Source organism: Halonotius terrestris (assembly GCF_006861665.1).
Lineage (GTDB): Archaea > Halobacteriota > Halobacteria > Halobacteriales > Haloferacaceae > Halonotius > Halonotius terrestris.
In genome coordinates, this window is record NZ_RKLU01000002.1 from 1 (window position 1) to 20295 (window position 20295).

The 20295-nt window shown below is 64.4% G+C and carries 19 protein-coding genes and 2 pseudogenes; 9 read left to right on the forward strand and 12 right to left on the reverse strand.

The window, feature by feature from the left end; all coding sequences use genetic code 11:
* Nucleotides 1–252 (reverse strand): annotated as a pseudogene (locus EGH24_RS03510) (IS6 family transposase); the annotation flags it as partial.
* Between the two features lie 102 nt (nucleotides 253–354).
* Here EGH24_RS03510 and EGH24_RS03515 point away from each other — a divergent pair.
* A pseudogene (locus tag EGH24_RS03515) lies at nucleotides 355–1758 on the forward strand (signal recognition particle protein Srp54).
* Between the two features lie 10 nt (nucleotides 1759–1768).
* Here EGH24_RS03515 and surE read toward each other — a convergent pair.
* Complete coding sequence (gene surE, locus EGH24_RS03520) at nucleotides 1769–2605, reverse strand: 5'/3'-nucleotidase SurE (RefSeq protein WP_142978800.1); 837 nt, start codon at nucleotides 2603–2605, stop codon at nucleotides 1769–1771.
* Nucleotides 2606–2660: 55 nt separating this feature from the next.
* Nucleotides 2661–3044: a secondary thiamine-phosphate synthase enzyme YjbQ gene (locus EGH24_RS03525; RefSeq protein ID WP_142978801.1), complete on the reverse strand. Its 384-nt coding sequence runs from the start codon at nucleotides 3042–3044 to the stop codon at nucleotides 2661–2663.
* Between the two features lie 83 nt (nucleotides 3045–3127).
* Here EGH24_RS03525 and EGH24_RS03530 point away from each other — a divergent pair, with 83 nt between their 5' ends.
* Entirely contained in the window at nucleotides 3128–4105 is a 978-nt protein-coding gene (locus tag EGH24_RS03530; protein WP_142978802.1) for a nucleoside recognition protein, read from the forward strand.
* A 65-nt stretch (nucleotides 4106–4170) separates the two neighbouring features.
* Here EGH24_RS03530 and EGH24_RS03535 read toward each other — a convergent pair whose 3' ends face one another.
* The 4 genes from EGH24_RS03535 to EGH24_RS03550 form a co-directional block, all read right to left on the reverse strand.
* A complete protein-coding gene (locus EGH24_RS03535) occupies nucleotides 4171–4482 on the reverse strand; it encodes a DUF7123 family protein (RefSeq protein WP_142978803.1) in 312 nt (103 codons plus the stop codon).
* Complete coding sequence (locus EGH24_RS03540; RefSeq protein ID WP_142978804.1) at nucleotides 4479–4760, reverse strand: hypothetical protein; 282 nt, start codon at nucleotides 4758–4760, stop codon at nucleotides 4479–4481. The genes EGH24_RS03535 and EGH24_RS03540 overlap by 4 nt, the downstream gene beginning before the upstream one ends.
* Before the next feature lie 207 nt (nucleotides 4761–4967).
* On the reverse strand, nucleotides 4968–5390 hold the full coding sequence (locus tag EGH24_RS03545) for an RNA-binding domain-containing protein (RefSeq protein WP_142978805.1): 423 nt from the start codon (nucleotides 5388–5390) through the stop codon (nucleotides 4968–4970).
* Nucleotides 5374–5943 carry an AAA family ATPase gene (locus tag EGH24_RS03550; protein ID WP_142978806.1) on the reverse strand — a complete coding sequence of 190 codons (570 nt, stop codon included), beginning with the start codon at nucleotides 5941–5943 and terminating at the stop codon, nucleotides 5374–5376. The genes EGH24_RS03545 and EGH24_RS03550 overlap by 17 nt, the downstream gene beginning before the upstream one ends.
* A 97-nt stretch (nucleotides 5944–6040) precedes the next feature.
* Between EGH24_RS03550 and EGH24_RS03555 the strand changes: the two genes are divergently transcribed.
* The 6 genes from EGH24_RS03555 to EGH24_RS03580 all read left to right on the forward strand — a co-directional run bounded on the left by EGH24_RS03555 (nucleotide 6041) and on the right by EGH24_RS03580 (nucleotide 12094).
* Nucleotides 6041–8014: a DUF460 domain-containing protein gene (locus tag EGH24_RS03555; RefSeq protein WP_142978807.1), complete on the forward strand. Its 1974-nt coding sequence runs from the start codon at nucleotides 6041–6043 to the stop codon at nucleotides 8012–8014.
* Nucleotides 8015–8074: 60 nt separating this feature from the next.
* Entirely contained in the window at nucleotides 8075–9061 is a 987-nt protein-coding gene (locus EGH24_RS03560; RefSeq protein WP_142978808.1) for a tyrosine--tRNA ligase, read from the forward strand.
* A gap of 67 nt (nucleotides 9062–9128) precedes the next feature.
* A complete protein-coding gene (locus EGH24_RS03565) occupies nucleotides 9129–10235 on the forward strand; it encodes a hypothetical protein (protein WP_142978809.1) in 1107 nt (368 codons plus the stop codon).
* Between the two features lie 63 nt (nucleotides 10236–10298).
* The gene (locus EGH24_RS03570) at nucleotides 10299–10583 is read left to right on the forward strand and encodes a translation initiation factor eIF-1A (RefSeq protein WP_142978810.1); all 285 of its coding nucleotides are present in this window, start codon (nucleotides 10299–10301) and stop codon (nucleotides 10581–10583) included.
* A 50-nt stretch (nucleotides 10584–10633) separates the two neighbouring features.
* Nucleotides 10634–11497 carry a serine/threonine-protein kinase Rio1 gene (rio1, locus tag EGH24_RS03575; RefSeq protein ID WP_142978811.1) on the forward strand — a complete coding sequence of 288 codons (864 nt, stop codon included), beginning with the start codon at nucleotides 10634–10636 and terminating at the stop codon, nucleotides 11495–11497.
* A gap of 63 nt (nucleotides 11498–11560) precedes the next feature.
* Nucleotides 11561–12094: a KH domain-containing protein gene (locus EGH24_RS03580; RefSeq protein WP_142978812.1), complete on the forward strand. Its 534-nt coding sequence runs from the start codon at nucleotides 11561–11563 to the stop codon at nucleotides 12092–12094.
* Between the two features lie 31 nt (nucleotides 12095–12125).
* Here the strand turns inward: EGH24_RS03580 and EGH24_RS03585 are convergent, their stop codons facing one another.
* From EGH24_RS03585 to EGH24_RS03605, 5 genes are all read right to left on the reverse strand, one after another.
* The gene (locus EGH24_RS03585; RefSeq protein WP_185903224.1) at nucleotides 12126–12755 is read right to left on the reverse strand and encodes a hypothetical protein; all 630 of its coding nucleotides are present in this window, start codon (nucleotides 12753–12755) and stop codon (nucleotides 12126–12128) included.
* The gene (locus EGH24_RS03590) at nucleotides 12752–13408 is read right to left on the reverse strand and encodes a hypothetical protein (protein ID WP_142978813.1); all 657 of its coding nucleotides are present in this window, start codon (nucleotides 13406–13408) and stop codon (nucleotides 12752–12754) included. The genes EGH24_RS03585 and EGH24_RS03590 overlap by 4 nt, the downstream gene beginning before the upstream one ends.
* Nucleotides 13409–13504: 96 nt before the next feature.
* A complete protein-coding gene (locus EGH24_RS03595; RefSeq protein ID WP_142978814.1) occupies nucleotides 13505–15982 on the reverse strand; it encodes a CDC48 family AAA ATPase in 2478 nt (825 codons plus the stop codon).
* A 138-nt stretch (nucleotides 15983–16120) separates the two neighbouring features.
* The gene (locus tag EGH24_RS03600; RefSeq protein ID WP_142978815.1) at nucleotides 16121–16720 is read right to left on the reverse strand and encodes a metal-dependent hydrolase; all 600 of its coding nucleotides are present in this window, start codon (nucleotides 16718–16720) and stop codon (nucleotides 16121–16123) included.
* Nucleotides 16721–16808: 88 nt separating this feature from the next.
* On the reverse strand, nucleotides 16809–18380 hold the full coding sequence (locus tag EGH24_RS03605; RefSeq protein ID WP_142978816.1) for an HVO_2922 family protein: 1572 nt from the start codon (nucleotides 18378–18380) through the stop codon (nucleotides 16809–16811).
* 248 nt (nucleotides 18381–18628) lie between these two features.
* Here EGH24_RS03605 and thsA point away from each other — a divergent pair, with 248 nt between their 5' ends.
* Entirely contained in the window at nucleotides 18629–20293 is a 1665-nt protein-coding gene (gene thsA / locus EGH24_RS03610; protein ID WP_142979369.1) for a thermosome subunit alpha, read from the forward strand.
* Nucleotides 20294–20295: the final 2 nt, after the last annotated feature.

Here is a 20295-nt window from a genome sequence, read left to right on the forward strand (position 1 = left end):
GTCCAACGCGATGTGATCCGGGCTCGCATCGCTGGCGGGCTGTAGAGCTGCCTTCTGCACCCAGTCGTGAACCGCTTTTCGTGACCGATGGACACCGAACTTCTCAAGTTCTGAGACGGTATTCGAAAGTGATAATCCAGCCAGATGTAACCGAATACCGAGCTTCATCAACTCGCTCGGTGTCCGCTCTCGCTCCACAAAATCTAATTCAAGCCAGTCGTTACAACCGCTGAGGCGAGTGATTTCCGCCATAGACCAGCCGAAATTCACTCCGCCTCAGTTTTCACTCTTAACTAAACACGACCGGCTGTGGACGAACAACACTTTAGCTATCGGGCCGCGTAGCACGTCCAAATGGTACTCGATGATCTCGGGAGTTCGCTGCGGGGCACCCTCGACAACCTCCGCGGGAAATCCCGGCTGGAGGAAGACGATATTCAGGAGGTCGTCAAGCAGATCCAACGCTCGCTGCTGGAGGCCGACGTCGAAGTCGACCTCGTGATGGCGCTGTCGGACTCGATCAAGAGCCGCGCGCTCGACGAGGAACCGCCAGGCGGCACGTCCGCACGCGATCACGTCCTCAAGATCGTCTACGAGGAACTGGTCGAGCTTGTCGGTGACTCCACCGAGTTGCCGCTGGAGTCCCAAACGATTNTGCTNGCNGGCCTNCAGGGGTCGGGGAAGACCACCTCGGCCGCGAAGATGGCGTGGTGGTTCTCGAAGAAGGGGCTCCGCGCCGGCGTCATCCAGACGGACACGTTCCGCCCCGGCGCCTACGACCAGGCGAAGCAGATGNNCGAANNCGCCGAGGTNGANTTCTACGGCGACCCCGACGCCGATGACCCGGTCCAGATTGCCCGCGACGGCCTCGAAGCGACCGAGCAGGCCGAAGTCCACATCGTCGACACCGCCGGTCGACACGCCCTCGAAGAGGAGCTGATCGCCGAAATCGAGGAGATCGACTCGCTTGTCGATCCCGACACTCGACTGCTCGTCCTCGACGCAGCAATCGGGCAGGGCGCGAAAGAGCAGGCCCAACGCTTTGAGGAGGCCNTCGGCNTCGANGGNGTCGNCATCACGAAGCTCGACGGGACGGCGAAGGGTGGCGGCGCGCTCGCCGCGGTCGACCGAACGGACTCCTCCATCGCCTTCCTCGGCACCGGCGAGGAGGTGCAGGACGTCGAGCGGTTCGAGCCGGACGGCTTCATCTCCCGGCTGCTCGGGATGGGCGACCTGAAGCAGCTCACCGAGCGCGTCGAGCGCGCGATGGAGGAGACTGGCACCGAGGAGGACGAGTGGGACCCCGANNNNATGNTNNAGGGGAGTTTCACGCTGAAAGACATGCAGAAACAGATGGAGACGATGAACAANATGGGGCCGCTCGNNCAGGTGATGGATATGATCCCGGGCATGGGCGGCGGGATGATGGACCAGCTACCGGACGACGCGATGGACGTGACACAGGAACGGATGCGGAAGTTCAACGTCATCATGGACTCGATGACCGAGGGGGAACTCGAAGAGCCACGCTCGATCAGCGCGAGTCAGGTCGAGCGCGTTGCCCGCGGCTCCGGCACCGACACCGAGACGGTNNNCGAACTGCTNGAACAGCACAAGATGATGNNCCNNANNNTGANNCAGTTCCAGGGNATGGGCGACGGCGACATGCAGCGGATGATGAAGAAGATGCAGGGCGGCGNCGGCGAGGGTGGTCTTGGCGGCCTCGGCGGCGGTGGCGGCCCCGGCGGCATGATGTGAAGCCGTGCGCTTACGATTTTGCAATCGGGTATCGATCTAACGCCGCGACGACATCCGCCGGCGGATCGACGACTTCCTGTGGCATCCCCAGCGGCGTCACGCTGATCTCGCCGTCGACGATAGCGGCGCGGTCGCTCCACGCCGGGTAGTCGTCCTCGTAGCCATCGAGACCGATGGGAAAGCCGTCGCCTTCGACGGGATGGTTCGCCCAGTAGTTGCTCTCGAACGCGCTCTCTCCTTCGCCCTCGCTGTCGACGACGCGGGTATCGTAGTCGGCCAGCGGCCGCGTCAGCGCGATGGTGTCGCTGCCCGCGGCCGGGGCGTTGACGTTGAGGTAGTCAGTGTCGCCTTCGAACAGCGAGGTGTTCTCGATCAGCGCGAGTAGATCGCGCGTTGCCGCCGCGATGGCATCGAACGAGTGGTCGCCGTCCTCGGGGAAGTACGCCTCGTGGTCGTAGCCAGAGACGGCGACGGCGGGCGTCCCGAGAAAGGCTGCCTCGACGGCCGCGCCGACGGTCCCCGAGTGCCCGAGGATGTAGCTGCCGACGTTCGGGCCGTTGTTCGCCCCCGAGACGACGAGGTCGATCTCGTCGGCTTCGGGGATGTGTCGGAGTCCGACAGCAACACAGTCGGCGGGCGTGCCGTCGACGACGTACCCCCACTCGTGGTCGGTGATCGTGATCTCGTTGTCGAGTTCGAAGGAGAGGTCCGACCGCGTCCGGCCGACGCCGCTTTGATCTTCGGCTGGCGCGACGACTGTCACGTCCCACTTTTCGGCGAGGGCGGTGTAGAGTGCCGCTAATCCCGGACTGTGGATACCGTCGTCGTTGGTAAGGAGAATCCGCATTACCGCCTCCTTGCCAGCCTCGGTGTATAAATTTCTCTACCGCCCGCGGCTGCGCTCAGTGAACCCGAACCGCAAGCGTTCGCGTTCGTGGCCCGTCGCACTCGACGGCGAGGATCGACTGCCAACGGCCCAGTTGTAGCTCGCCATTGTCGACGGGAACGGTCACGTGCTCGCCGACCAGCATCGCTCGGACGTGGCTGTCGGCATTGTCATCGATCTGATCGTGTTGCCAGCCGTCGTCAGGAATGAGCTCATCGAGCGCGTCGCTGAGATCGTCGAGCAACCGGCGTTCGGCTTCGTTGACGACGACGCCCATCGTCGTGTGCTGGCTGAACACGGTACAGACGCCGCTGGCATCGTCAGGCAGTGTCGCCGCCACGCGATCGGTTATGTCGATACATTCGGTTCGGCTATCGGTCTCGACTGTGATCGTTGACATACCAGCCGTTGACTGGCGGGTCCCGAAAACGTGGTGGCAGCGGGACCGACGATCATTTGATCGCGCCGCTCGGACGGACGACTGTGCCGCCCGCTGTCTTCGTCTCGGCTGTCGCCAGCGCGCTCGTCGCGGTGGCCCCGCAGGTCGCCCGGATCACCGCCCTCGTGTCTGTGTCGGTCTATCTCGCCAACGTCGCCGTCGCCTTCGGGCTGGTCGAGAAGATCGCTGGCCTCTCGCGGCTGCTGACCGGGCCCGCGAATCTCCCTGACGAGGTCGGGACTACGATTTTGACGACGACGGCGTCGACGACGGCGGGTTATTCGATGCTGGCCGATCTGCGCGAATCCGGCTATCTCGACGACCGGGCAACGTTGATCGCCGTCGTGATGAACACGTTCTTCGGCTTCGCCCAGCACGTTTTCACCTACTATATTCCGGTCCTCATTCCGATTCTCGGGCTCCACGTCGGCGTGTTGTACGTGAGTTTGCGCGCACTCATCGCGTTGGCGATCACGCTGGTCGGCATCCTCGCTGGCGCGCTGTTTCTCTCTGAGCGAAACATCGACGCGGACGCTCAACTCGATCCCGACGCGCTCGATGACGAGGAGCAAACACCGAAAGAACGGCTGCTGGCGGCGTGGGATCGCACCCGACCGACGCTGCGACGACTCGTCCCGCGGCTCGTGATCGTCTATACCTTGGTCACACTGCTGGTGAGTCAATACGACCTCGCGGAGATCACCGGCTCCGCGGATCCGCTGGTCGCGCTGGTCGGCTTGCCGTCGGCTGCTGTACCGGTAATCGCAGTCTACACGTTCGATACGACCGCCGGCGCGGCGACGATCGCACCGCTGTTGGGCGACGTGTTCACCCCGCGGCAGGCGGTGGCAACGCTGCTNNTCGGCGGNATCGTCTCCTTCGCCGTCTCNACGTTCAANCGNTCNATNCCCTTCCANTACGGCATCTGGGGCNCNGAGTTCGGNACGAAAGTCATTGTCGTCAACACGGCCCTGAAGATCGTTTTCATCAGCATCACGGTCGTGTTGCTGCTGGTCGTCTGAATCGGGTTAGAGGGTGGAAGGAAAGGGAGAAGCAGTGTGGTGCTTGGCGACGGTGAGCCGGCGCGTCAGTTGGTTCGTTCGACGCGCCACGTCGTCGCGCCGGTGTAGGACCAGCGTTCGATGGAGAGATCGGCGACCGAGTCCTGCAGTTTGAGGATCAGCGCGCCGATCTCCTTTGCGGAGAGATCGACGTCGTCGGCGATGAACTTGCTCTTGAAGTACACCTCGCCGTCGTCGGCGCGCTCGCGGAGATAGGCCGCGAGCCGCTGCTGTTTCGTCGCGGTCGATTCCTTGTCGGCTGTCTCGTCGGACTTGTCGCTTGGTTTGTCGCGGGCTGTGCGCGTGTCGTCAGCGGGGGAGTGGTGGGACGTACTCATGGGTGATCTTGGTTGTAGTCGTGACCGGCGAACAGTGCGAGCAGGTGGCAACCGAGGAGGCTGAGGCCGACGGTGCCGGGTTCGGGGCCGATGCCGAAGGCGAGGATCGGCAGATACACCAGCGGCAGCAGAATCGCGGCCCAAAACCCCGTCCAGCGAACCGTGGTGTGGAGGGCGTGCTGGCCGTGGGCGAGGACTCGCTGTCCGCGGCGAACGGTTCCTGCGGCTGCGTTCGTCACAACCGTCTCGATGCGTCGGGTCGATTGGAGGCCTTTCATTTCGTGCTCACCGTCTGTCTTCCCCAACGACCCATACCCACATATAGTGGCCAGAGCGTTGGAGTAAATTCACTCGGAAAAACGGCGAAAACGGTGATTGGGCGACTGTTCACAACTGTTTTAGATTCGTTTAAACGGTTTAGAAACTATTTTGCGCCCGTTTCCCGTTCGTGTCAAGTAAAAAGAAATAAACGCAGTAAGGTCGGCTTACTCCGCCTTCGACTCGGGATCGACGGGCGTTCCGTCCTTGGTCGGCGGCGCGACGCGGTCGATCATCGACTCCACATCTGGCTCGCGCACCGTTACCGACACCTCGATGTCGCCGAGTTCGTCCGGGTTGCCGACGGCGAAGTTAATGACGCCCTGAAAGGCAGCCTGCTTTTTGAGCGCGAACTCGAAGCCATCGTCGTCAGCGTGCTTGTGGAACTCCCGGCGCGCAGTATCGAGGATCTCCTGTTCGTGGAGCAGATCGGAAAACGGGTCGAGGGTATGGGTCTCGCCGACCAGTAGCCCGTCCTCGTGGCTGAACTCGGCGTTCGGGAAGACGTTGCCGACGGCGTCGGCGACGCGGTCGGTGACCTCGGTGTCGTTGACCGGGGCTTCGATCCGCACGTCAATGCTGTATATCATTGGTCCCCACCTGCGAGAGCAACTCGCGCGCGTCGGCTCGGAACGCTTCGAGGCTATCGGTATTCTGGATTCGGTAGTCGGCGGTGTCCATCACGTCGCCCATGCCGAACTCCAGTTCGCGCTCTTCGCGCTTTTTGAGCTGTTCGCGGTCGGTGTCGGTGCCATCCCGGCCGCGCTCGCCGAGTCGCTCGGCGCGAAGCTCGAAGGGGGCTTCGATGCTGACGATCGAGAACTCGTCGCCGAATTCGTCGGTGAACGCCTCGACTTCGATCATCGACCGCAGGCCATCGACGACGACCGTGTCGGTGCCGTCGTCGGCCAAGTGCTCGCGGATGTGCGGCAGCGATTCCTCGGCGATGGCGGCGGGGCCGTTTTCCTCCCGCAGGGCTTGGGCGACCTCGCCGTGGGCCTCGGCGGGATCGAGCCCGCGGTCGCGGCAGGCCTGCCGGATCACGTCGCCCATCGTGACGACCGGGACGCCCGCCTCGCGGGCNACCGCGGCGAACTCGCCTTTCCCGCTNCCGGGAAGGCCGACCGTTCCGAGTACGTGCATACACGCGGTACTCCGCTGACGGACTTGAGCCTGTGGCTTCCGATTCGCCATCGCCGTCGGCGTGGCCTATTTAGCGGTCGATGCCCTACTCCTGTTTGTGACCGTCCGGACGAACGCCATCGACGCGCCGGTGTTCGGCGTCGACATCCAAAGCGGCGATATCCGGGGCGACGCGCCAGCGTACGCGTTGGTCGTCCTCGACGACGGCGAGATCGAGCGCGATGTCGTTTCCTTCCGGAAGCTCTGCCGACTCATCGACGACGAGGAGCCCGCACTCGTCGCTACCGACAACGCCTACGAACTCGCCGCCGACAAGAACGAACTCGTCGGCTTTTTGCGATCGTTGCCCTCGACAACGAAACTCGTCCAAGTGACGGGCGACGAACGTCCCGAACCGCTCTCGCGGGTCGCCTCCAGACACGGCGTTCCCTACGAGAAAAAACCGATGGCTGAAGCCGAGGCCGCCGCGCGGCTGGCGACCGCCAACGTCGGCTGTGAGGTCTCAGCGTTCACTGACACCACGACCGTCAAGGTCGCCCGCGGCCGCTCGACCGGCAGCGGCGGCTGGAGTCAGGACCGCTTCACGCGCCGGATTCACGGCAACGTCAAGAAGGTCGCCCGCGAGGTCGAATCCAAACTTGACAGCGCGAATCTCGACTACACGAAGGACGTGACCGAGAAGTACGGCGGCTACTCGAATGCGATTTTCACCGTCGAGGCGACGCCCGACGAATTGCCCGTCTCTACGCATCGCGCCGGCGACACCCGGATCGAGATCGAACGCGAGCAACGTGACGGGATCAGCTACGAACCGCTCGTCAAGCGGCGCGACCGCGTGATCGTCGGCATCGACCCCGGGACGACGACCGCCGCCGCCGTCGTCTCGCTGGACGGCCGCGTGTTGGCGACCTTTTCGAGTCGAACGGCCGACACCGCCGCCGTCACCGAGTGGCTGATCGAGCAGGGTCGCCCGCTGATCGTCGCTGCCGACGTGACGCCGATCCCCCAGACGGTCGAAGAGTTCCGCCGGAGTTTCGAGGCGACCGCGTGGACGCCCGAGAGCGATCTCCCGGTCGATGAAAAACTCCACCGCACCCGCGATCACGAGTATGAGAACGACCACGAACGCGACGCGTTAGCGGCCGCGCTCTACGCCTACGACGACCGCGAGGATCAGTTCGATCGCATCACCGAAAAGACGCCACCGCAGTTCGACCGCGAGGAGGTCATCGCCCACGTCGTCGCCAACGAATCCTCTGTCGAGGCCGCGCTGGCGGATCTCTCAGACGAGGACGACGGCGACGACGAGGAGTCAACTCACGAACCGCGAGAACTCACCAGCGAGGAACAGCGCATCAAGGACCTCGAAGCACAGGTCGACCGCCTGCAAGCACACACCGAGGAACTCCGCAACGAGTTGGCCGACCGCGAGGAGACAATAGAGGAATACGAGGAAGAACTCTCGGACGCCAAACGCGAGGAACGCCGGGAGGCCCGCGAGCGACGCGCAGTCTCGCGGCTCAAACGCGAAACCGACCGACTGGAACGCGAACGTGACGAGGCCCGCGAGCGCGCCGACGAACTGGAGGCCAAACTCGACCGCCTCAAAGAGCTCTGGAAGCTCGACCACTCGGATGCGACCGTCACCGGCGACCGGAACCTCGTTTCGGTGAAGATCGTCGAGCAGTTCACCAACCGCGCGCTCGACGACGCCGAAGACGAGGTCGGCCTCACGCGCGGCGACATCATCTACTTCCGTGACGCGTCGGGAGCCGGCCGGAGCACGGCCGAACGCGTCGCCGAGATCGAGCCGCGGGTCGTCCTCCGCGGCGGCGGGCTGTCGGATGCGGCCGACGAGGTGCTGTTCGAGGCCGGTATCCCCGTCGGCCCCGCTGAGGACGTGTCGATTCAGGAAATCGACGAGTTGGCCGTCGTTGACGACAGCGAGATCGAGGCTGTTATCGACGACTGGAAGGACCGTGCCGAAGCGCGCGAACGCGAGGCGAAAGCCAGCATGGTCGACGAACTCATCAGCGAACACCGGGCGGATACGAAAAGCGGCGGCACGTAACTCGGTCAGGTTCCGGCCGTATTCAGAAGTCATTTTACACCGCTGACCCGACGGGAGTGCATGGACGCCTACGAGCTGATCACCCGGAACGCTGCCGAGGTGGTCACCGAGGAGGAGCTTCGCACGCTAGCCGACGACCCCGACGGCAAGCGCGCGTACGTCGGTTACGAACCCTCCGGCGTCCTCCACCTCGGCCACATGCTGACCGCGACGAAACTCATCGAACTCCAGGAGGCGGGCTTCGAGGTCACCGTCCTCCTGGCCGACGTGCATGCCTACCTGAACGACAAGGGTAGCTTCGAGGAAATTCGGGAAACGGCCGACCGCATGCAAGAGCAGTTTATCGCCTACGGCCTCGACGAATCCCAAACCGAATTCGTCCTCGGATCGGAGTTCCAACTCGACGAGGAGTACACCCTCGACCTCCACGCCGCTGAACTCGAAACGACGCTCTCGCGGGCCAAACGCGCGATGGCCGAAATCCAGCGCGGCGACCACGCGAAGGTCTCCCAGATGGTCTATCCGCTCATGCAGGCACTCGATATCGAATATCTCGATGTCGACCTCGCGGTCGGCGGTCTCGACCAGCGGAAAGTCCACATGCTCGCCCGGGAGACACTGCCGGAACTTGACTACGAGGTTCGACCCGCCCTCCACACGCCGATCATCGCCGATCTCGACAGCGGCGTCGGCAAGATGGCCTCCAGCTCAGGCGTGACGATCTCGATGGAGGACAGCGAAGACGAAATCGAGGCAAAAATCAACGACGCCTACTGCCCGCCGACAGCTGATCCCGACCCCGACGGCGATGGCAACGAGCGTGAGAACCCCGTCCTCCAACTGTACCAGTATCACGTCTTCCCGCGAGTCGAGACGGTCGTCGTCGAACGCCCAGAGCAGTACGGTGGCAACCTCGAATACGACGACTACGAAACGCTGGAAGCCGACCTCGAATCCGGCGACCTCCACCCGATGGACGCGAAATCCGCGCTGGCTGCGGAACTCAACGCGCTCATCGAACCCGGTCGCCAGCAACTGAACGCCTAACGCTTCGCCACGACGCTTCTTCCTTGCGGCCGATGTTTTTTGTTGGATACCGCGACCACGCTGCCCAATGCGTTTCTCCGACAGTCGCGGGCAGTCGCTGCAGATCGGTGCGATCCTACTGTTCGGCTTTCTCCTCATCGCGGTGACGACGGCGCAAGCACATCTCGTCCCGGCGGATATCAGTCGCGCGGAACTGGACCACAGCCAGCGCGTGGCCGATCAGTTGGTCGGTCTTGAAACGGCGATCTTCGAGACCAGCGTGACCGGCCGCCCGCAGCCGGCGACGCTCGATCTCGGGCCCACGTACGACGACCGCCTGCTGTTCGTCTATCCACCGCCCCAAGCCGGCACGCTTCGCACGACTGAACCGGCGACACTCCACATCGACAACGCCGAAGCCGTCGGCGACGACGACGCGTTTGCCACCTACTGGAACGGGACCACACGGAGCTACGTGACGCGGGCGCTCACCTACGAGCCAGCCTACCGGGAACTCGATGAGACGCCGCGCTACCGCATCGAACACGGCGTACTCGCTGCTCAGCACGAATCGGACAGCCGAATCGAGATGGCCGCCAACCGTCAGCCGGTCGTTGACGATACCGACCTCTCGCTACTCGTTGTCGACGGTGAGTTGGCGGCAGCGGGCCTCGGAACTGAATCCGTCGTTCCCGAACGCGTCACCGACTCGACGACAGTAGAGATTGAGGACAGCGGCGATCCGATTCGGCTTCGACTGCCGACCGAACTGTCGGCTGAGACGTGGCGTGAGACGATTCTCGACGGACAGGCGGCTGTCGATTCAGTCGCCGTCGCTGGCGACGTTGTCACCATCACTCTCGACAGTGCGGAAACGTACGAGTTGACGCTCCACAAGATCGATATCGGGACGAACGCCGCAGAACCATCGCCGACCTATCTGCGAAACGCCACCGCTGACGCTGATTGGCCGTTCCCGGTGGATGTACGGGATCGGTACAACGACCGCGTCGCCGATACGACGACGGTCTACGTCTACAACGACAGCGACTACGACAGCCCGGAAGCGTCGTTCACGGTGCCGGACGGCTCCGATCCGGCGGTGGCTGGCGACTTGTGTTACACGCTAACGAAAGACGTGGTCGCTGCCGACGCGCCGGAAACCGTCGAATCGACCGCTGGCGGGTGTGCGTAGCCCTGTCTCGTGGCTCACTCGCAACCCCACGATTTTTACACCCGTGATTCCCTACCGTCGCGTATGAGCGACAACGAGGGGCGACGTGACCTCCGCATGCCTGACGAGGGGGAGGTCTTCGCGGAGGTCACCGACATGCTCGGTGCGAACCGTGTCACCGTCCGGTGTGCCGACGGTGTCGANCGAACNGCCCGCATNCCNGGNCGGATGCAGAANCGCGTCTGGATCCGCGAGGACGACGTCGTCCTCGTCGAGCCGTGGGACTGGCAGGACGAGAAGGGCGACATCNCGTNNCGCTACGAGNANAGCGNGGCCGACCAGCTCCGCNACGAAGGCCACATTCAGTAACCGCTGCCGACCGGCGACTCTTTTCCCGCTGCCGCGTGTAGCCATCGGCAATGACCGACGAGTATGGACTGCTCGATACCGATCCCGAGGCCGCTATCGGCGACGAGTGGGAGGAGATCGACGTCACCGACACCGAGGCCGACCGGATCGCCCGCGAGCGCGACCGGGAGTTCGAGCAGTTCGAAGAGCAGATCAAAGACGCCGAGCAGTTCAAAGTCGAGCAGTCGGTCTTCGACGACGCGACGTTCGGCGCGCTCTACAAACTCGTCGCCGACGGCCACATCGAGGCCTTCGGCGGCCCGATTTCGACCGGTAAGGAGGCCAACGTCTACGAGGCGATGGGCGGCGAGGGGACCGAGGTCGCCGTCAAGATCTTCCGGGTCAACGCCTCGCCGTTCCAGCAGATGCGGACGTATCTGGAGGGCGACCCGCGATTCGAGGGGATCGGCAACGACAAGAAACAGGTCGTCCTCGCGTGGGTGCGCAAAGAGTTCGCCAACCTCGGCCGCGCCCGAGAGGCCGGCGTCCGTGTCCCGCGTCCCATCGCCGTCGAGCGCAACGTCCTCGTGATGGAACTGGTGGGGCTGGTCGAGGATCGCGCCCGCAGACTCGCCGAGGTAAACGTCGAAAACCCCGAGACAGCCTACGAGGTCGTCCGCGAGTACATGCGCCGGCTCCACACGGCCGGGCTGATCCACGGCGACCTCTCGGAGTACAACATGATCATCCACGACGGCGAACTCGTGATTATTGATCTCGGACAGGCTGTCACCGTTCACCATCCTAACGCTAGCGACCTGCTGTACCGCGACTGCGAGAACGTCGCCTCCTTTTTCAGCCGACAGGGCCTTGAGACCGATGCCGACGAACTCTTCGAGTTCATCGCCGGCGACGACGACCGGATCGTCCGCTGAGGCGTCGCCCGCCGCCTGCGTCCCGAGGAACACGCTTAAACGGATTCGCCGGATACCACCGGTATGCAACACGTAAAAGTCCCGCAGGATCGGATCGGCGTCCTCATCGGCGAGGGTGGCGAGACGATGCGGGAGATCGAATCCCGCGCGGAGGTCCGGCTCGATATCGACTCCGAATCGGGCTCCGTCGCCATCGAGTCTGTCGGCGACCCGGTCACCGCGTTGGTCGCGCCCGACATCGTCCGGGCCATCGGCCGCGGCTTCAAACCGGAAACCGCGCTGTCGCTACTCGACAGCGACCTCCGCCGGTTCGACCTGATCGACCTCTCGGAGAAAACGCGCAACGACAACGACCTCCGCCGGCAGAAAGGTCGCCTTATCGGCGAGAACGGTCGCACCCGTGAGTTGATGGAAGAGCTGTCAGGGGCCGATGTCGTCATCTACGGCTCGACGCTCGGCGTCATCGGCGACCCCGAGGAGGTCGAGGCTGTCCGGCGCGCCACTGGAATGATTCTCGACGGCGCGCCCCACGGCGCGGTCTATGCCTTCCTCGAAGAGAAACACCAAGAACTGACGCGCGGTCCGGACCTCGCCTGAGTCTCGTTTTATTCGACCGCTGGCAGCGTTCTTAGTCGACCGCGAGCAACCGTTCTCGCACTGTTTCGGCGACACCTGAGAGATGCGCCTGTCCGAACGTGGCGACGATGATCGCGCCGAGGGTGTTGAAGAGCATGTCCTTGATGGTGTCGTCAATGCCGAATTGGGCCAGCGGCATCGACACCCCCGTTTCGTCGGCGAGGATGTCGAGACCGAACTCGAAAAGCTCCCAGACGACGCCGAAGGCCATCACGACGATGAGAATAAAGCCGAACGCAAAGCGCGTTGGAATCTGGACCTCCTCGTTGTGAAGATCGACTGCCCGCGCGAACGTGTAGCCGATAGCGGCGATGAGCGTCGCCGACAGCGCGTGGGTGATACTGTCCCACCAGCCGACCGTGGCGTAGAGTCCGGCCGACCCCAACGTGTGCAGAAAGACCGCCAGCGTGATCCACAGCCCGAGCCACGGGTCCAGCGGGAGGTTGTAGTTCCGTCGCAACACCGCGGGCGTAAACGTCACGAGCAGGCCCATACTCCCGTTCGTAATCGCCTTTGGCTGTCCGAACAGGACGCCGTAAGCGACAATCCCCAGCAGCACCACCTGCATCCCGCGTGTCATTCGGCGTTGGTTTTGCACCGACGGCCGCGGTAGCAACGTCATCGCCGGACCACCTGCCGGAGGCGACGGCGCAGCGTCCGGCCGCGCCCTCTGAAGTAGGCGTCGAACAGCACGCCGGCGACGAGGCCGGCCAGCGTCACCCAGAGCCATTCCTCCATCAACGCGGCGTTGGCGGCGTCCTGTGAGACGCCCGGCTGCAGGAGGAATTCGGTGCCGAACCGCTGATCGAACAGCCAGCGCACGGCCGACCACGCCGCCACCGAGGCCATCGTCGTCAACACGACCAACAGCACGGCAAACCAGTGGGTGAGCTGGAGGTCGGTGAACATGTGGAGTTCGACGGTCACCAGCAAGGCGAGGGCGGCCAAGGAGAGGTAGGAGCCGAACGTGCCGAGTTCGCCGCCGAAGAGTGCCCGCACGAGGATCGGGGCTAAGGCGATGACGAGCAGTTCCCACGGCAGCATCATCCGCCAGTCACGGTAGGTGACCGGCGGCAACAGAACGATCGCAGCGGTGGCCGTCACGAACAGCGTCCACAGCAGGTCGATATCGAGGATGCTTTCGACGAACACGACGGCGAGAATCCCGACGAGCAGCCACGAGATGACGGCGTTGGTCCGGCCGCTCTTGAAGAGTCGGGCGAGGGCGTCGGTCCCGTCGGCACCGCTCCGGTCGGGTACCGTCTCGGAGGGCATAGCTCAGGTAAGGGTGGCCGACTTGATAAACGTACCAGAGACAGGCCAGTTGGCTGTCGTCTCCGTGTCACTAACTACTCACGTGACGGCGCACTACTACGGTTCGGCGTCGCTACCGGCGTGGTCACCGTTTTCGGCGGGGTCCTCGACGGCTGCCTCGGCTGCCGTCTCGTTGCTCCCGTCCTCCGGAGTCTCTGATTCACTGGCGGCGTCTGGAGCATCAGTGGTTGTCTCAGTTGTTGGCTCCTCGCTTGGTGCCTCCGCGGGAGTCGCCTCGCCGGTGGCGGTTCCAGCACCACCAGAATCGGCAGTCGCCGCTTCGGCACGCTTGGCCTCGCTGTCGCCTGCGTCGCCGGTCGATTCCGTCGTTGCCGCGCTCTCGGTTTCCGATTCGGCGGGCACCGTGAGTTCCCTGTCGTCGTCGCTGACTTCCCTGAGCGCGGCGGCGAACTGCGCCTGCGTCAATCGCATCTCATCGACGGCGGCTGGCTCGCCGGTCGTTCGCGCGCGGACGTGTTCCCGCACCGCAGCGGTCGCCGCCTCACGACAGAGGGCCGCCAACTCCGCGCCGACGAACCCCTCGCTGGCGGCCGCCAGCGCGTCGAGGTCGACATCGTCGGCAAGCGGGCGACTGCGGGTGTGAATCCCCAGGATTTCGCGTCGCGTTTCCTCGTCGGGTTCGCCGACTTCGATCTCCGTTTCGATTCGCCCAGCCCGCGTCAGCGCGTCGTCGATGAGATCCAGTCGGTTGGTGGCGGCGATGACGACCACGTCTTCCAACTCTTCGAGGCCGTCGAGTTCCGTCAGGAGTTGGCTGACGACCCGCTCGCTCACGCTGCTGTCGCTGTCGCCGCTGCCGCGCTGGGTGGCGATGGCGTCGATCTCATCGAAGAAGATCACCGTTGGCGCGTTCTCGCGGGCCTTCGAGAAGATTTCACGGACGCCCTTCTCGCTCTCGCCGACGTACTTGTCGAACAGTTCGGGGCCTTTCACCGAGATGAAATTCGACTGGGCCTCGTTGGCGACGGCCTTGGCGAGCAGCGTTTTGCCCGTTCCCGGCGGGCCATGAAGCAGGATACCCTTCGTCGATTGCAGATCGACCTGTCGGTAGGCGTCGGGGTATTCGAGCGGCCACTGGATCGCCTCACGGAGCCTCGCTTTCGTTGCCTCCAGCCCGCCGACATCGGCCCATGTGACGTCCGGTGTTTCGACGAAGACTTCTCGAAGCGCGCTCGGTTCGATTTCCCGGAGCGCGCCGCGGAAGTCGCGTTCGGTGACCGACAGCCGCTCCAACGTCGCGGCGTCGATCTCGTCGCCTTCGAGGTCGAGTTCCGGCCGGACGCGACGGAGGGCGTTCATCGCCGCCTCCCGGACGAGGCTTTCGAGATCCGCTCCGACGAATCCGTGCGTGCTGTTGGCGTACTGGTCGAGATCGATCCCCTCGACCAGCGGCATCTCGCGGGTGTGAATCCGAAGGATCTCGCTTCGGCCGTGGGTGTCGGGCGCGCCGATCTCGATTTCTCGATCGAACCGGCCGCCGCGGCGGAGTGCGGGATCGACGGCGTCGATGCGGTTGGTCGTGCCGATAACGGTGATCTGCCCGCGGTCCTGCAGGCCGTCCATCAACGAGAGCAACTGCGCGACGACGCGGCGTTCCACGTCGCCTTGGGTGTCGTCGCGTTTGGGCGCGATGGAATCGATCTCGTCGATGAAGACGATCGCAGGTTCGGCCTCCTCGGCCGTCTCGAAGACCTCCCGGAGTCGTTCCTCGCTTTCGCCGTGGTACTTCGACATGATCTCCGGGCCGGAGATCGTCTGGAAGTTCGCGTCGATCTCGGTCGCCACGGCTTTCGCAATCAGCGTTTTCCCCGTCCCGGGTGGCCCATGTAGGAGGACACCCTGTGGCGGTTTGATGCCGAGGGCTTGGAACAGTTCGGGGTGTCGCATCGGCAACTCGATCATCTCCCGCACCATATCGAGTTCGTCATCGAGCCCACCCACGTCCTCGTAAGTGATTCCCGGCGGCTCGGCACTCTCCTCCTCGTCGTCGCTGGCGGTTTCGGGTGGTTGTTCGACGATCTCGACAGTGGTCGAGCCGGTGACGACGACGGTGCCGCCGGGATCGGTATCGACGACCTGCACCGGGATTCGGCGGTTCGAACTCCCGTTGAGCGAGCTAAAGCCGAGCGTCACCGCCACGGTCTTGCCCGCGCGGACGCCGCGGTTGGTCAGCTTCTCGTGGACGTAGGAGGCGAGGTCGCCCTGAATCCGGAGTTCGTCGGGGAGGACGACCGCGATGCGGGACGCCGGCGAGACGTCGACCGGTTTAGCCCGGACGAGTTGGTCGATTCGGGTCCCGATGGCCTTCCGTGTTTGGCCGTCGATCCCGATGACGCCGCGCTGGCGGTCGCGGCTCCGCCCGACGCGGACCCGAAGGACGGCGGTTCCGCTGTCGCCTTTGATCCGGACGAACTCGCCGTTGCTGACGCCGAGATCCGCCATCGCCTCCCGGTCTATCGTTGCGATCCCCTTGCCCGCGTTCTCCCGATCGAGCGGTTTGACTCGTAGTTTCATAGTGCGTCGTCGGCCACTCCCGGGGCCTGCCCGGGACCCGCTGGAGTGGCTGGTAGTGCGTGGCTACTCGTAGCGCGAGCGGCTTGAAATAGGTGGGTGCTTGCGAGCGGCGTCGCGCGTCGAGCGTGCGTCGGGCCGCTACTGATATCGTTCGGGGACGTACGACGCGAGCCAGTCGGGCGCGTAGCCGAAGACGACCGGCGCGAGCGACGCGAGCCACCGCCGGAGGCCGACATACAGGACGCCGACAAGCAGCGCGAAGCCGACGACGAGGCGGAACGGGTCGTCAAGCACGACCAACAGCGGGAGGGCGACCGCCGCCAGCAACAGCAGGTCACGCGGCGAGCCGTCGTAGGGGATCCACCGTTTCGGCTCGCGCCACTCGCCGCGAGCGTGATCGTAGACCGCGCGGTCGGAGGTGCCCTCCCACGGCTTGAGTTCGAGCCCGCCGCCGTAGCGATCCATCCGGCAGTGGGCGACCGCGCCGAAGACGAAAAACGCGAGGCCGACCGTGATCGGGCCGGGCGCGAGCAACGCGGCACCCGCTGCTGGCAGGGCGGCGACGACATAGCCGGTCGGGAAATGGAGCGTTTTCCGGTGGCCGAAATAGAGATCGAGATCCGGGAAGATACCGCCAAGCAGGCCGCCGGTGAGCGCGGCCGGCGCGAGGTCGGGCGCGAGCGTCAGCAGCGGCGTCGCTATCGCCAGCCCGACGACGGCGTGGGTCGGAAGCATCATCTGCGGTAGCCTCTCACCCCGACGGAGTAGCTTGCGGCTTATTAGTGCTCCTGTCGAAAAAACAGCGGCAGTCTCGCTGTCGCCGTTCTCAGTCGTCGGCTTCGACCGCGGCACCCGGCGCGTTGCGTTTCACGCTCTCGATGCCGTCGCGGGCCTTGATTCGAGAGGCGTAGCCTTCGCCGCTGTCGGCGAGGATGTTGCCGTTGCGGTGGCGGAGCCGCCAGCGGAACTCGCCGCCTTTGTCCTCGTAGATTTCGAAGGCCGCCAGCCCGATATCGAGGGTGTCGGCGTCGGGCGCATATTCCTTGACCTTCTCGACGGCGTCCTCGGCTCCCGATTTCGAGTCGTAGCCTTCGCCGCTGTCGGCGAGGATGTTGCCGTTCGCACTCTCGACGCGGAAGCGGTACTCGCCGGCGTTGTCCTCGTAGACTTCGAACTCGAGGTCGGCAGCGTTCTCCTGCAGCCGGGTGACGGCACGACTGGCGTCGTGTCGCCGGCTGTAGCCCTCGCCGCTGTCGGCGAGGATGTTGCCGTTGCGGTGGACGAGCCGCCATCGCCACTCGTCGGCTTTGTCCCGATAGACTTCGAACCCGGTCGGGTCGAACCAGAGGTAGTCGGCCGGGCCGACGTAGGTTTTGAGCTTCTCGATGGCGCGTTTCGCGTTGGATTTCGAATCGTAGCCCTCGCCGCTGTCGCCGATGATGTTGCCGTTGTCGTGGCGGAGTCGCCAGCGCACGTCGCCGCGTTTGTCGCTGAACGTCTCGAAGGTCGCCTTGCTCTCGATTTCTTCGACGGCTGCGGGGACGGCTACGACCGGCTCGTCGGCGTCGTCGGGCGATTCGTCTTCTATTTCGGGGTCGATCCGGAGGACGCCCGCGCCGAGGGCGTTGCGGCGGACGCTCGCCAGCCCTTTCTGGGCGTTATGGAGGGCAGTGTAGCCCTGTCCGCTGTCGGCGATGACGTTGCCGTTGCGGTGGCGGAGCCGCCAGCGGTGCTTGCCGCTTTTGTCGGTGAACAGCTCGAAGCGGCCCTGACTCTGGCGGGTCGCAGCGAGTTCGGCCTGGAGGGCGGTTACTTCGGCTTCGAGGTCGGCCGCGCGATCGGTTGCGGCGGCCAGCTCTTCGTCGGCAGCGGCCAGCTCCTCGTCGTGTGCCGCCTGCGCAGCCCGCGTTTCCTCGTCGTGAGCGGCTTGGGCGGCTCGTGTTGCGTCCTCGTGGCTGGTGTCGACCGGCGCGGTCAACAGCGGGACGAGGGCACCGGCTAATCCGAGTAGTAGGATCCCAAGGCTGTAGAGGCCGATGATGCCCGTGTTGCCTGAGGCGGTGAACCAGCCACCGGGGAAGACGGCGACGAACCAGATGACTGCGATCGAACACACGAGCGCGCCCGCGTAGCCGATGGAGGTCGCCGCCTTTCGGAGCGGGAAGCGGATGATCGCCCCGAGCATGAGGAACGGCGGCGACAACGCCGCGAGAGCGTAGCCCAGTCCGCGGCTCCCGGTGGCTGCTTCGGTCAGCAACACCACCACGATGCCGAGGAGGCCCAGGAGGATCCCGGCCACGAACAGCCAGTAGCCGTTCACCTCGTCGTCCGTCGTCGGGGTGCCAATTCGTTGATTGTACCAGCCTGCGAGCAGGCCGGATGGCTCGTTGGATGCCATAGAGTGGCAATTACTGCCGGCGTACTTATAACAGGGGCTAATATACCAGATATCCAAGCACTGCGGCCTGCTTGAGACGTGATTTCTTCCGAATAGCTATATATAAACCACGTCATTGATAGACACTCACACACCCAAATATGGGCGACTGAGCGGCTTTCGATCGTCCCCACACACAACATTTATATAGAATCACAAACAATCCGGAGGTGACTATGTCTCAACAACAGCGAATGGGTAATCAGCCGATGATCGTCCTNTCGGAGGACAGCCAGCGAACCTCCGGCAAGGACGCNCAGTCGATGAACATCACGGCNGGGAAGGCCGTCGCCGAGTCCGTCCGGACGACGCTCGGCCCGAANGGNATGGACAAGATGCTCGTCNNNGACTCCGGCGGCNNNGTCGTCGTCACGAACGACGGCGTCACCATCCTCNAGGAGATGGACATCGAGCACCCGGCNGCNAACATGATCGTCGAGGTCNNCGAGACNCAGGAGNACGANGTCGGCGACGGGACCACCTCCGCCGTCGTCGTCGCGGGTGAACTCCTCGATCAGGCCGAGGAACTGATCGACTCCGAGATCCACGCGACCACCATCGCCCAAGGGTACCGACAGGCCGCCGAGAAGGCCAAAGAGATCCTCGAAAACGAGGCCATCGAGGTCTCCGCGGACGACCGCGACACCCTCGTCCAGATCGCCACCACGGCGATGACCGGCAAGGGCGCGGAAGGCGCGAAAGACCATCTCGCCGAACTCGTCGTCGACGCCGTCTTGGCAGTCGACGACGACGACGGCATCGACCTCGACAACATCGACGTCGAGACCGTTGTCGGCGGTTCTATCGACAACTCAGAACTTATCGAGGGCGTCATCGTCGACAAGGAACGCGTCGACGAGAACATGCCGTACTTCGCCGAGGACGCCAACATCGCGCTCTTCGACGGCGCGTTCGAAGTCAAAGAGACCGAGATCGACGCCGAGGTCAACGTTTCCGACCCATCCCAGCTGCAGGAGTTCCTCGACCAAGAGGAAGCCCAGCTCAAGGAAATGGTCGACCAGCTCGCCGACGCCGGCGTCGACGTGGTCTTCGTCGGTGACGGCATCGACGACATGGCCCAACACTACCTCGCCCAGGAGGGCATTCTCGCGGCCCGCCGCGTGAAAAGCTCCGATCTCAAAGCCCTCGCTCGCGCGACCGGCGGCCGCGTCGTCTCCAACCTCGACGACCTCACCGCCGACGACCTCGGCCAGGCCGGCAGCGTTGCCCAGAAGGACATCGGCGGCGACGAGCGGCTCTTCGTCGAAGATGTCGAGGACGCCAAAAGCGTCACGCTNGTNNTNCGCGGNNGCACCGANCACGTCGTCGACGAGGTCGAACGCGCTATCGACGACTCGCTCGGCGTCGTCCGNNCNACGCTNNANGANGGNAAGGTGCTNCCCGGCGGCGGCGCNCCNGANACNGANCTCGCNCTCNNGCTNCGNGACTACGCCGACTCCGTCGGGGGCCGCGAACAGCTGGCCGTCGAGGCCTTCGCNGACGCNNTNGANGTCATCCCGCGCACNCTCGCNGANAACGCCGGNCTNGANNCCATCGACTCGCTGGTCGCACTCCGCTCCCAGCACGACGGCGGCGACTTCACCGCCGGGCTGGACGCCTACTCGGGTGACGTGATCGACATGCAGAGCGAGGGCGTCGTCGAGCCGCTCCGCGTCAAAACGCAGGCGATCGAATCCGCAACCGAAGCCGCTGTGATGATCCTCCGCATCGACGACGTCATCGCCGCTGGCGACCTCTCCGGTGGTCAGGTTGGGGACGACGACGATGACGGACCAGACATGCCCGGTGGCGGCGGCATGGGCGGCGGCATGGGCGGCATGGGCGGTATGGGTGGCATGGGCGGCGCAATGTAAGC

Bases quoted from the DNA above. Each gene is read 5' to 3' on its own strand.
- rio1 (WP_142978811.1), top strand. From the start codon at position 10,634: ATGACCGACGAGTATGGACTGCTCGATACCGATCCCGAGGCCGCTATC.
- EGH24_RS03595 (WP_142978814.1), bottom strand. From the start codon at position 15,982: ATGAAACTACGAGTCAAACCGCTCGATCGGGAGAACGCGGGCAAGGGG.
- EGH24_RS03585 (WP_185903224.1), bottom strand. From the start codon at position 12,755: ATGACGTTGCTACCGCGGCCGTCGGTGCAAAACCAACGCCGAATGACA.
- EGH24_RS03580 (WP_142978812.1), top strand. From the start codon at position 11,561: ATGCAACACGTAAAAGTCCCGCAGGATCGGATCGGCGTCCTCATCGGC.
- EGH24_RS03545 (WP_142978805.1), bottom strand. From the start codon at position 5,390: ATGATATACAGCATTGACGTGCGGATCGAAGCCCCGGTCAACGACACC.
- surE (WP_142978800.1), bottom strand. From the start codon at position 2,605: ATGCGGATTCTCCTTACCAACGACGACGGTATCCACAGTCCGGGATTA.
- EGH24_RS03540 (WP_142978804.1), bottom strand. From the start codon at position 4,760: ATGAAAGGCCTCCAATCGACCCGACGCATCGAGACGGTTGTGACGAAC.
- EGH24_RS03560 (WP_142978808.1), top strand. From the start codon at position 8,075: ATGGACGCCTACGAGCTGATCACCCGGAACGCTGCCGAGGTGGTCACC.
- EGH24_RS03590 (WP_142978813.1), bottom strand. From the start codon at position 13,408: ATGCCCTCCGAGACGGTACCCGACCGGAGCGGTGCCGACGGGACCGAC.
- EGH24_RS03525 (WP_142978801.1), bottom strand. From the start codon at position 3,044: ATGTCAACGATCACAGTCGAGACCGATAGCCGAACCGAATGTATCGAC.
- EGH24_RS03535 (WP_142978803.1), bottom strand. From the start codon at position 4,482: ATGAGTACGTCCCACCACTCCCCCGCTGACGACACGCGCACAGCCCGC.
- EGH24_RS03565 (WP_142978809.1), top strand. From the start codon at position 9,129: ATGCGTTTCTCCGACAGTCGCGGGCAGTCGCTGCAGATCGGTGCGATC.
- EGH24_RS03605 (WP_142978816.1), bottom strand. From the start codon at position 18,380: ATGGCATCCAACGAGCCATCCGGCCTGCTCGCAGGCTGGTACAATCAA.
- EGH24_RS03600 (WP_142978815.1), bottom strand. From the start codon at position 16,720: ATGATGCTTCCGACCCACGCCGTCGTCGGGCTGGCGATAGCGACGCCG.